We start from the raw sequence: 12089 nt of genomic DNA on the forward strand, positions 1-12089 counted from the left end.
GCTGCTAATAATCGTATTTTATACCAAATTAGGTATGGGCACTTTGCGTCATATATTGACGTCAAAATGATACGAAAATTACTGCGAAAATTGACACGGTAGAAATGAGGGCTGATTTTATCATATTCACTGCAAGCTATGTTAATACTCACAGGTAAAAGCAGTGCCTAAATAGGCACTTATCTTCTTAAAAACGAGTCAAATCAGGACTGCTTTTATAAACCAAGCAGTCAATATAGCGAATATCCAACTATTTTTTAGAAAAAAAGAAGGGCACTACCATTAAGGCAATACCCTTCTTGCTGATTAAATCAAACGCTAGTTTATGAGACATGACCATTCAAACGGCTATTACATCAGATTATAGCTACGCGCTCAATAGAGTATTTAGCGAATTACTGAATAAGTCAATAAGTCAATAAGTCAATAAGTCACTGAACAAATCACTGAACAAGCTACTTAGTTTGCTCAGCAGGTTCCGCTACCGTATCAGTCTCAGTTGCTTTTGTAGCGCTAGTCTCTGGCAGCGCAAAATACTTGTTATTGATATCATCATAAGTGCCGTTTGCTTTGATATTGGCCAACGCCTGATTTATCTTCGCTTGTAGCTCATCACCTGGACGAACCGCGATGGCAAAGTTGTCATTGATATCAATCTCTTCACCTTTGAGCGCATACTGACTGCCTGATGTTGAACCAAGCCACTCTAGCGCTGGCAATTTATCAGACACCATTGCATCAACACGGTTTGAACCCAAATCCAAAAACGCATTACTGAGCGTATCATACAGCTTCATATCAGCGTCTGGATACGCTTTCTCAAACCACTGCGAAGAGATAGTCGAGCGCTGAGCAGCGATAGAGTTTGCATTGATATCACTATTATTACTAGGATCAAAATTGCTGTCTTTTTTGGCTAAAAAAACCAACGTATTGCTAAAGTATGGCTCGGTAAAACTGACTTGTTGCTCACGCTCAGGGGTAACTGACATAGCCGCCACAATCGCATCATACTTACCCGCTTTTAGACCAGGAATAATACCGTCCCAATCTTGCGCCGTAATTTCACAAGTCATTTTCATATCGGCACAGAGAGCATTGGCAATATCTACATCAAAACCACCAAGGGTACCATCCGTATTGGTATAGTTAAAAGGAGCATAAGCACCCTCAGTACCAATACGTAGCACCTCACCCGTCGTTTCTGCATCAGCAGTCACTTGAGTGGCATCATCACTCGCATCATCTTGACCATTACTACAGCCTGCCAAAGCTAAAAGCGCAGCCATCGTCACTAAAGGCACTGAAAATCGTCGTGCCTTTATACCATTGATAACTGATGCATTCGTGACTGCATTGTGTTGGTCAAAATGGTTGTTCATGATCATCCTTGGAGTTTGTTAATAGAAATATTGCTCACCGCTACCGATTCACGGCGCTATTGTTCACGGTACTGTATTTGTTCACGGTACTGTATTTGCTCACGATACTATTGTTCGCAGTACTATGACCTCACCCTTATATCAGCTAAGGATAGTGATAAACGGTGAGACACATCAGTAGTCGCTTGCGGCTGTTTTTCTTTAGCAATCACTTTTCTTCAGTAATTATTTTTCTGCAGCAGCCATCGCATCAGCTGGCGCTTCTTCGACACTATCAGTTGTTGCTACTGCTTTTTGCGCTGCAGCCGTTGAGCTAGTACCGAAATAGCTACCAGTGATCTGATCATAGGTACCATTGTCTTTTAGCTCAGCCAATGCCGCATTGAATTTTGCGACTAATGGATCGCCCTTACGGAACGCGATACCCATCGCATCATCATCGGTACTGATTTCTTGACCTTTGACTTCATAGTCTTTACCAGCGTCTGTTTTTAGCCAGTCGATACCTGTCACTTTATCAGACATCATGCCGCGTACTCGACCCGAAGTCAGGTCTAGATAGGCATTGTCTTGAGTGTCATATAGCTTGATATCAGCATCTGCATGCTCGTCTTGTAGATACTGCGACGCCACGGTTGAGCGCTGTGAAGCGATTGGTAGACCTTTTAGCGACTCAACGCTTAAATCATCACCTTTTTTACCAATAAGGATGATACCGCTATGGAAATACGGGTCACTGAAATCGACAACTTCTTTACGCTCAGGCGTGATGGACATACCAGCGATGATTGCATCAAATTTCTGTGCATTTAGGCCAGGGATTAGACCATCCCAATCTTGAGAAATAACTTCACACTCAGCTTTCATTTGCGCACATAACGCATCGACTAGCTCAATCTCATAGCCGATCAGTTTGCCATCAGCATCGGTATAGCTAAATGGCTTATAGCTTGATTCTGTCGCAATTTTGATATTCAAAGGTGCATCGCTAGCCGTATCAGTTTCAGCGCTTTCTGCTGGTGCTGAGCTATTGTTACAACCTGCCAGCATAAGCATTGCAGCGCTTAGTGGAGCCAGCCACAATGCTTTTTTACCCATTAATGATGTCATTGAATTTGTCATTCTCGTTGTTCCTTAATATAGTTACTAGCCGGTAGTCACTCATGACTGATGTATGAAAGCTCATTCATTAAAGCTTATTGACCAAAGTTCGCCTGCTCAAGACGAGCCAGTTCACCGTTGCTACGGATTTCACTTAAGGCTTTGTCAAAATCAGCTTTGAGTGCATCACCTTTACGGACAGCAATGGCAATATTGTCATTGTTATCAATTTCATCGCCAACAATACCGAAGCCTTCAGCATTATCCGTTAACCATGCTTTGGCAGAAACTTTTTCAGCCAATACCGCATCACTACGACCAGATTTTAGATCCAAGTAAGCATTGTCATAGTTGTCATATAACTGCACGGTATTGCCGTCTTTGCCTTCATAATTATCTTGTAGATAAGCGCCAGGCGTGGTTGAACGTTGACCACCAAGGGTTAAATCTTTGATCGACATAGGGTCGAAACCACCAGCACTATCCGTCAGCCATACCATGGTGTTGGCAAAGTAAGGCTCGCTGAAGTCCACCTTTTCTTGACGCTCAGGCGTAATCGACATACCTGCGATAACGGCATCATATTTCTGTGCCAATAGACCTGGAATAATTCCATCCCAATCCTGAGCCACGATTTCACACTTGGCTTGCATTTGATCACACAAGGCATTGGCAACATCGATATCAAAACCTGATAAAGTGCCGTCAGCGTTGGTATAGTTAAAAGGAGGATAAGCACCTTCGGTAGCGATACGAATGGGCTTGCCAGCCGTTTCTGCTGCAGGGGCGTCAGCATTGGTATCGGCGGCTTCGTTAGAGGATTGACCACAAGCGCTCAACATCAATGCTGCAGTAACGGTCATCGACGACCACAATAGGCGAGAATTCGACATCATACATTCCTTAAATTCTGATGGGGTTTTAATGTAGGGTTCTGATATTCTGTTCTCTGACGTCCCTGTCAGACAAGCAATATAGACAAGCAGCCGTCATAGATAGCCACTCGTACGCCTTTTGATAATACCTGAGTAAAATATCAAAAACAAACGTTTTGCATACCGACTGTCATTAACGAGTAATAAACGGTCAACGATACTTACCAATCCGTAATTTTATATTTAAAACGACAATAGGATGGTAAGAGGCTTACCATCCTATTGTTTTGAGTAAAGAATCATGGCTTCTCAGATAGTCACAAATATACGCAACTGATTGTTAGAGCTTTTACAAGGACACTCACTTAATGACTGTCTAGCACTTAGTTTTGATGAATACTTAGCTCCGATGAATGCCTAGTTCTGACGATGTGACGCCATAAAGTCTTTAACACGCTCAGAAGTAGGATTGTCAAAGACTTGCTCAGGAGTGCCAATCTCTTCAATCACACCTTGATGTAAAAACACTACTTTGCTTGATACTTCACGGGCAAAGCGCATCTCATGCGTGACGATGAGCATCGTGCGACCTTCTTCTGCCAGCTCACGCATCACAGCGAGCACTTCATTGACCAATTCAGGATCTAGAGCAGAGGTTGGCTCATCGAACAATAACACTTGCGGCTGCATAGCCAGTGCACGTGCGATAGCCACACGCTGACGCTGACCACCAGACAAGTTCGCTGGGTAAGCGTCTTTTTTATCAAGTAGACCTACTTTATCTAGCAGCTTTTCAGCATCACTAATCGCTTGGTCTTTTTTGATTTTTAAGACCTGTGTGGGCCCTTCGATAATATTTTGCAAAATCGTTTTGTGAGGCCACAAGTTAAAGTTCTGGAAGACGAAGCCCACACGCGCACGCAAACGTTCTAATTGCTTGATTTCTGCCGCCTGCAACTCACCTGATTTGGCAGGCTTTAGCATGAGCTCGTCATTACCAATAATGATGCGACCTTGATTGGGCTTTTCGAGCAAGTTAATGCAGCGCAATAAGGTGGATTTACCTGAGCCAGATGAGCCCAAAATTGAGATAACATCACCATCATATGCGGTAAGAGAGACCCCTTTTAGCACTGCCAATGAGCCATAGCTTTTATGGATGTCTTGTAAATCTAAGGCGATAGGCCGAGTCGGATTTTTTTCAATATCAAGCATGGTTCAGCAGACTTCCAATAAATATGAATGAAAATACATAACAAATCGTGGTGTGGAGTATAAACATTAAACCTTAATAAGGTCATGATAAGCTTATAACTCGTTATACAAAGAGAAAAATTGACACATTGTCTCTTATTATACAGTAAAAAGGCAAATCCTGCGTTTAACCAGCACGCCACTCAGCATTTATAAACCACTGAATAGCTGACATAAAAAAGCCCAGCCTGCCTTTGCAGTACTGAGCCTTATTTTATCACTTTCACGTACTAGGCGTTGTGTTATCTGTTTACCCACTTTCAATATCTGATGTCAATAAGTGATAGCTGCTTAGTATGTCATAAATCAATATGCCCGAACTTAGTACACCAAAACTTAGCACGTTAAAAATCAGTATGTCGAAACATGCTCTTCGCTTTCAGTACCATCCAACATCTCTGTATCATCTGCTGTCGCTACTGCTACGTCGTCATTACTGTCCATTGCCATACCATCATCAGCGCTAGCAACTGCAATATCATCGCCATTGCCTACACTAGCCGCATCATCCTCTACTGCCGTCTGTGCATCAGCCGCTGGCTCAGTTTCCATAGGTGCCTCATCTTTTTTGCCACAGGCACTCAACGTCAGTGCAGCTGCCACCAACCCTATCGTTAGCCAACTTTTAGCCGTTCCGTTTTTTTCGATATTATCATTTGTAGTAGTCATATCAATGCTCCTTCCGTTATAGTTCATGCTTAGCTATCGATAAAAACCATCTGATCGATCGCTTTATATGGATATTCTTAAAAACTCTAGTCTTAGCACTCACTATACTGACGATCGATCGTCGCTACCTTAGTACTTACAACGCAGTTCTGTTAAAAACATGTAACGATGCATTTGATTTTTAACCAACCTTTAACAGTACTCATGTTATGAATGTACGTACGTAAAACGAGCAGCATAACACTGAGGTAATGCTCATAAACGCTTTATAAAACGGGCGCTGTTCACAAAATCAACTTTACTATCGACCTCATCTGCTCTATGTTAAATAGCATAATGCTGGATAAGCATTCAAATGTCACTTTTTGCCAAATTTTCGCCTTTTTGGGCGCTTTTATCTGCTTAAAACATTTATAACCATAAGGAAAATAATTTATGAGTCAATCGAATACCACAGACATTACTGCATATATGCAATCTGTCGGCAAACAAGCACGCGCAGCCTCTCGTGCCCTTGCTGCTGCCAATACTGGTGATAAGAACGCCGCTCTTATGGCGATTCATGATGTATTAAAAACCGCCAAGCCAGATATTTTAGCGGCCAATAAGATCGATATGGACAATGGTCGAAACAACGATTTGGACGCTGCATTGCTTGACCGTCTTGAGCTAAATGATGCGCGCTTTGATGGCATGCTACAAGGTCTAAAAGATGTGGCCTCACTACCAGACCCTATCGGTGAAGTCACAGATATGACCTATCAGCCATCAGGTATTCATTTGGGTAAGATGCGTGTGCCTCTCGGTGTGGTCGGTATGATTTATGAATCTCGTCCTAACGTAACGCTAGAAGCAGCATCACTGGCGTTAAAGTCAGGAAATGCCATTATTCTACGCGGTGGCTCTGAAGCTTTTGAATCTAACCAAGCCATCGCCAAATGTATCTTGGAAGGTCTAGAAAAGGTCAATCTATCTGGGCATAGTGTGCAGGTTCTACAAACCACTGATCGCGCCGCTGTCGGTGAGCTCATCACCATGACTGACTATGTCGATGTCATCGTACCACGTGGTGGCAAAGGACTGATTGAACGTATCAGCCGTGATGCCCGTGTGCCTGTGATTAAGCATTTAGACGGCAATTGCCACACATTTATCGATAGCGATGCAGATGCTGAAATCGCTATCAAAGTCAGCGTCAATGCAAAAACGCATCGCTATGGTACGTGTAATACCATGGAGACACTACTAGTCGATGAGTCAGTCGCCGATGAGCTATTGCCAAAAATTGCTGAAGCTATCATCGCTGCTGACGATGCCATGCAACTGCGTCTTGATGACAAATCGCAAGCCATCCTAAATGATAATGCTACGCTCAAAGGTCATCTATCTGCAGCGACTGCCGAAGACTGGGATACCGAATACTTAGCCCCTATCTTAGCGGTAAAAGTCCTGTCAGGTATTGACGAAGCTATCGAACATATCAATACCCATGGCAGTCATCATACCGATGTCATCATTACGGATAACTATACCAAGTCGCAACGTTTTATTCGTGAAGTCGACTCGGCGAGCGTTATGATTAATGCCTCTAGCCGTTTTGCAGATGGTTTTGAATATGGGTTGGGTGCCGAAATTGGTATCTCAACGGATAAAATTCATGCTCGTGGTCCTGTAGGTTTAGAAGGTCTGACCTCACAAAAATGGATCGTGTATGGCCACGGTGAGACGCGCGCTTAACGGATAGCGTCTCAACCTAGCACTTATCTGCTTACTTACCGTATAATTAACAAAAAACGTCAGCTCTATTGCTGACGTTTTTTTATTAGGGATGAATAGGTTATACAGGCGGCGCAATCGTAATTTTGCACCATAATACAAACATGCGATAGGAAAGTAGACTCATGCAGAGTGGTGAAATCAAACACTGGAATTCAGATAAAGGCTATGGCTTTATTGATGTCGACGATCAAAGTGAAGACGTATTTTTTCATATTAGCAAAGCGCGAATGCCGCAGCCGATAACGGTCGGACAAAGAGTCTACTTCAATAGTGAACGTAATGACAAAAATCAGTTGAGAGCAACCGAAGTAACCCCTGCTTCGCTCAGCATTCAAGAAAGTGGAAATACAGATAACACTAGAAGCACGTCATACAATGCCAATCAGAACGATTCTAGGCAGAACAACTCTATTAAGAACAATAATAGCCGAAAAAATACTGGTCGCAATACTAGAAACCAGCGTCAAAATAAAAAAAGCCCGCTGTCTACGCTATTTAGTCTCATCGCCATTATCGCGGTCGCCTTTTACTTCTTTGATGACTTACAGTCCACTTTATTTGCGGATAGCACAGAACCTACAACGATACCTCAAACGTACTCTGACAACTCAAATCCAGCATCTAGCTCTGCGGTAACAGGTGATGCGCAAATAGATCAGACCATCACGCTTATCAAGCAAGGCGGACCATTTCCTTATCCTAACAAAGATGGCACGACGTTTTATAATCGTGAGGGACAGCTACCAACACAATCAACAGGCTACTATCGTGAATATACCGTGCCGACCCCTGGCATCTCCCATCGCGGTGCAAGACGTATCGTCACGGGTGGCAATCCACCAACTGTCTATTACTTAACCGTTGACCACTATGATAGCTTTCGCAAACTGGACGTAAAATAATATGAGCCACGCCATCCATTATATAGACAAGAATAGTAACCAAAACGCTACAGCACTAGATGCTAGCATTCCGACACAGGCTGTTACCATAGCGGCGGACGAAGTACTAAATAAAACCACATTATTAACAAATCTAGCCAATGCCTGTGATTTTCCCAGTTATTTTTCACACAATTGGGATAGTGCGTGGGATTGCTTAACAGACAGCGACGTGACACACCTAATGTTAGATCTAACATCGGTGAAAAAAATAGACACGGAAGATTTTAATGTCTTCAAAAGCATCATAGAAGATGCCTACACAGATTTTGGCAAGCCGCAATTGTGGGTGATCATGCCGTCTACGGATGACGCCTAGCCGATAAATCATCAAACAAGCCTGAATTCGAGATAAAGCCATATTTATCCCAAATTCAGGTTAATTTAGTTTTATAGAAAGGATTAACCTATGGAAATTACTTTAAATGGCTATTACACCCTAATCTTTGCCACCTTGGTACTATTGCTTGGACGATTTTTGGTCAAAAAAGTCAAGTTTTTAGAAGATTTTAATATTCCAGAACCAGTAGCAGGTGGTTTGATTGCTGCGGTCATTGTGTATACTCTTAACTTTATTTGGGGCTACAGTTTTAATTTTCATCAAGGGTTACAAACAGCGACCATGCTGATGTTCTTTGCCTCTATCGGTCTGAGTGCTGATTTTGGTCGATTGAAAGCAGGTGGTACACCGTTACTAATTTTCACTATCGTGGTGTCGGTATTTATTATATTGCAAGACGTGGTTGGCGTGACAATGGCAAGCGCTTTAGGGCTGGATCCATTGCTCGGACTCGTCACAGGCTCTATCGCACTGACAGGCGGTCACGGTACGGCAGGTGCATGGGGTGCTGTATTAGAGCAAGAGTATGGTGTGGTGGGCGCAACTACCCTCGGCATTGCAGTGGCTACCTATGGCTTGGTAGCAGGTGGTATCGTTGGTGGTCCTGTGGCACGTCGATTGATTAATAAACTTGGTCTAAAACCCGCACCCGCAAATGCTAACCCAAGTGATGTTGAAAAAGTGGCAGGTGCACAGTCCTTATACAGTACCAAACACAGTGAAAAAGAAGCTGGCGATAATCAGGAGATGTTTGAAAAGCCCGATAACATTCGCCTGATTACCGCATCATCGACCATCGAAACTTTAGCACTATTTGCTGGTGCTCTAGCATTTGCTGATTTAATGACCATCGTTGCTGAAGGTACCTCATTTGAGCTACCTACCTTTGTATGGGCACTGGCAGGCGGTGTGATTCTTCGTAATTCATTAACGATGATTTTTAACTTTGATATGTTCGATCGTGCTATCGATGTGATTGGTAATGCGTCATTAAGCCTATTCTTAGCCATGGCGTTGCTGTCATTAAAGCTATGGGAATTAACAGACTTGGCAGGCCCTGTACTGATTATATTGCTAGTACAGACGTTTGTGATGATTCTATACGTTTACTTTGTCACCTTTAAAGTGATGGGTAAAAACTATGATGCTGCAGTGCTATCGGCAGGTCATTGCGGCTTCGGTATGGGTGCAACGCCAACAGCGATTGCCAATATGCAGGCAGTTACGGATCGATATCTGCCCTCGCCTAAAGCATTTTTGATTGTGCCGATGGTTGGTGCTTTCTTCGTCGATATTGTTAATGCGACGGTATTGCAGATATTTACTAAATTGCCGTTTATGTAGGCTACTTAGTAGAAGATTAGACTGAGTTGATATAAATAAGCCCCGATTATATTTTTATAATCGGGGTTTTTATTTTCTATATTTTGATGTTATTTATCAAAACTTATACCCAGCTCAAGCTCTATGGCACCTATTCATTTAAAAATGGTGATAAATTGCAGTAAAAAACATGCAACTGACTTAGATACGCCTATACATTTCTCTAGACTTAATTTAGCCACTCACCTATTATCAAACTAATGACGACTATTATATATTTTTATGAGCTTACACCTTACCTTATCCAAACCATCTATCGTTCTCGCTCTAACGACAGTGTTCTGCGCAGTGCCAACGTGGGCAGATGACTCATCTATAGAGATATGTCAGAAACCTCCTGTAGCAGGCTACGATAGTGTTGATTGCTTAAGCGAAGGACTTGCTGTCGTTATACGCTCTACCTTTGAACGTCCATATTTTTATCACAAACATGGTTATATTGATACCTCAGGTCAAATCGTTGTGCCACTACAATATGATAAGGCTAGATCTTTTCAAGAAGGACTCGCAGCTGTTGCGACGTCTCGCCCATTAGCAAATGTTGCCACGGTATATAAATGGGGCTTTATCAATAAAAATGGCGTACTTATTGCTTCATTACAATATGAAAATGTTGAGTCTTTTTCTGAAGGCTTAGCCATGGTTGAGAAAAACAGTAACAGCGGGTTTATCAATAAAACTGGAGAGGAAGTCGTCTCACTACAATATAGTCAAGCTAGCTCTTTTTCTGAAGGCGTGGCAAGCGTTCAAAAAGGTGATAAATGGGGTTTTATTAATAGAACTGGAGAGATTGTTATCCCTATCCAGTATGACTATGCAAACTCTTTTTCTGAAGGGTTAGCCCTCGTCGAAAAAGCTGGAAAATATGGCTTTATCAATAAACAGGGTGATGAAATCATCCCTCTAAAATATGGTTATGCAACCTCTTTTAGCGAGGGTTTAGCCAGCGTATCAATGATAGAATACTATCCGTCCTCAGAGGATAACTATGGATTTATTGATAAGAAAGGAGATTTTGTCATTCCAGAGAAGTATGATCATGCTTATTCCTTTGATAACGGTGTAGCTCGGGTGGTCAAAGGAGACAAATGGAGTCTAATCGACCCAAGTGGCAATAGAGTCACTTCTACAAAATACAGTGCTATTGAAAATTTTAATGAAGGGCTAGCACGCGTTGAGAAGGATGATAGATTTGGCCTTATCAATAGATCAGGATATGAGGTTATACCTACAGAATACGATTATATGGAGAGCTTCGATCAAGGATTAGTCATCGTCACTAGAGAAGAAAAAGAAGGTGTTATAGATAATACAGGAAAAGTCATTGTGCCCGTGCAGTTTGACCATATTTCCTACACTGCCGACGGTATCATACATGTCTCTCAAGCAGATAAACATGGATTCATCGATAGATCAGGTACTGTTATTTCACCCTTACAGTACGATGAGGCCAGTGTATTTATTGATGGTTTAGCACGGGTTAAAAAAGACGGCAAATATGGCTTTATTGATAGAACTGGCAACGCTGTTATTCCTTTGCAATACGAGGGTGCCTTAGACTTTAATGAAGGCCTTGCTGCGGTTACCAAAAACGGTAAATCAGGTGTTATAGATACTACAGGAGCTATCATAATCCCTCTACAGTACGATGATGCTTGGCATTTTAATAAAGATGTAGCACAAGTCGTCAAAGAAAATAAGATCGGACTTATTAACACATTAGGCCAAGTGATAGTTCCCTTCGAATACGATAATATTGATACATTTAAAGAAGGTTTGGCTCCAGCCCAAAAAGAAGGATTATAGGGCTTTATTGATACTGAAAATAAAACCGTTGTCCCCTTTAAATACGATAAGGTTGAGCCTTTTATCAATGGTGTAGCTGTCGTCACCAAAAATACTCAGGTAGGCTTGGTAGATAAACTGGGTAAAGAGGTTGTGCCAGTACAGTTTAATGATCTTAAGTTTCTAGATTTAACGTATATTAATTTTTTGGATATCGATACAGATGTTGCTATTACGCTTAAATTAGAAGATGAGCAAGGTAACCTTATAGCTGTAGCAGACAACAAAGCAAAATTTTCAGAGGATAGTGTATGGTCTTTTACAGAAGACATTACCAGGGTGAAACAAGACGCGCAATTAGGATATCTCGATAATAATATCGCTATTATTCCGCAGAACCAAGGTGCTATAAAACCTTTCAATAAAGGCATTATCCTAATAAAAAAAGACGGTAATCAATTTTATATTGATACAGAACGCGCATTCGCTGAAAAGAAGTGAGCAAGTAGTACGCTTTTTTATAACGATTAATTTACGATAGGCTTATTTTTTATTGGGTAGATTATAGGCAAACTCTCGT

At 41.9% G+C, this 12089-nt stretch carries 11 protein-coding genes and 1 pseudogene; 7 read left to right on the top strand and 5 right to left on the bottom strand.

Going from position 1 to position 12089, the window contains the following annotated elements:
• Positions 1 to 455: 455 nt before the first annotated feature.
• The 5 genes from IPZ60_RS00590 to IPZ60_RS00610 all read right to left on the bottom strand — a co-directional run bounded on the left by IPZ60_RS00590 (position 456) and on the right by IPZ60_RS00610 (position 5281).
• On the bottom strand, positions 456 to 1325 hold the full coding sequence (locus tag IPZ60_RS00590; protein WP_370463015.1) for an ABC transporter substrate-binding protein: 870 nt from the start codon (positions 1323 to 1325) through the stop codon (positions 456 to 458).
• 282 nt (positions 1326 to 1607) lie between these two features.
• Entirely contained in the window at positions 1608 to 2504 is an 897-nt protein-coding gene (locus IPZ60_RS00595) for a transporter substrate-binding domain-containing protein (protein ID WP_194195959.1), read from the bottom strand.
• A 74-nt stretch (positions 2505 to 2578) separates the two neighbouring features.
• Entirely contained in the window at positions 2579 to 3379 is an 801-nt protein-coding gene (locus IPZ60_RS00600) for a transporter substrate-binding domain-containing protein (protein WP_194195960.1), read from the bottom strand.
• A gap of 396 nt (positions 3380 to 3775) precedes the next feature.
• Entirely contained in the window at positions 3776 to 4573 is a 798-nt protein-coding gene (locus IPZ60_RS00605; protein WP_110921791.1) for an ABC transporter ATP-binding protein, read from the bottom strand.
• Between the two features lie 390 nt (positions 4574 to 4963).
• Positions 4964 to 5281: a hypothetical protein gene (locus IPZ60_RS00610; protein WP_194195961.1), complete on the bottom strand. Its 318-nt coding sequence runs from the start codon at positions 5279 to 5281 to the stop codon at positions 4964 to 4966.
• A gap of 435 nt (positions 5282 to 5716) precedes the next feature.
• Between IPZ60_RS00610 and IPZ60_RS00615 the strand changes: the two genes are divergently transcribed.
• The 7 genes and pseudogenes from IPZ60_RS00615 to IPZ60_RS00645 all read left to right on the top strand — a co-directional run bounded on the left by IPZ60_RS00615 (position 5717) and on the right by IPZ60_RS00645 (position 12010).
• Positions 5717 to 7018, top strand: coding sequence for a glutamate-5-semialdehyde dehydrogenase (locus IPZ60_RS00615; protein ID WP_194195962.1), 1302 nt, complete (start codon positions 5717 to 5719; stop codon positions 7016 to 7018).
• 164 nt (positions 7019 to 7182) lie between these two features.
• Complete coding sequence (locus IPZ60_RS14255; protein WP_194195963.1) at positions 7183 to 7962, top strand: ribonuclease domain-containing protein; 780 nt, start codon at positions 7183 to 7185, stop codon at positions 7960 to 7962.
• A gap of 1 nt (position 7963) precedes the next feature.
• Positions 7964 to 8320 (top strand): barstar family protein, encoded by a 357-nt coding sequence (locus tag IPZ60_RS00625; RefSeq protein WP_194195964.1) that lies wholly within the window; start codon positions 7964 to 7966, stop codon positions 8318 to 8320.
• A 90-nt stretch (positions 8321 to 8410) separates the two neighbouring features.
• Complete coding sequence (locus IPZ60_RS00630; protein WP_194195965.1) at positions 8411 to 9685, top strand: sodium/glutamate symporter; 1275 nt, start codon at positions 8411 to 8413, stop codon at positions 9683 to 9685.
• Between the two features lie 327 nt (positions 9686 to 10012).
• Positions 10013 to 11530 carry a WG repeat-containing protein gene (locus IPZ60_RS00635; RefSeq protein WP_194195966.1) on the top strand — a complete coding sequence of 506 codons (1518 nt, stop codon included), beginning with the start codon at positions 10013 to 10015 and terminating at the stop codon, positions 11528 to 11530.
• 6 nt (positions 11531 to 11536) lie between these two features.
• Positions 11537 to 11611, top strand: a pseudogene (locus IPZ60_RS14335) (WG repeat-containing protein); the annotation flags it as partial.
• A 24-nt stretch (positions 11612 to 11635) separates the two neighbouring features.
• Entirely contained in the window at positions 11636 to 12010 is a 375-nt protein-coding gene (locus IPZ60_RS00645; protein ID WP_194195967.1) for a WG repeat-containing protein, read from the top strand.
• Positions 12011 to 12089: the final 79 nt, after the last annotated feature.

It is taken from the genome of Psychrobacter sp. NG25 (genome assembly GCF_015234355.1).
Lineage (GTDB): Bacteria > Pseudomonadota > Gammaproteobacteria > Pseudomonadales > Moraxellaceae > Psychrobacter.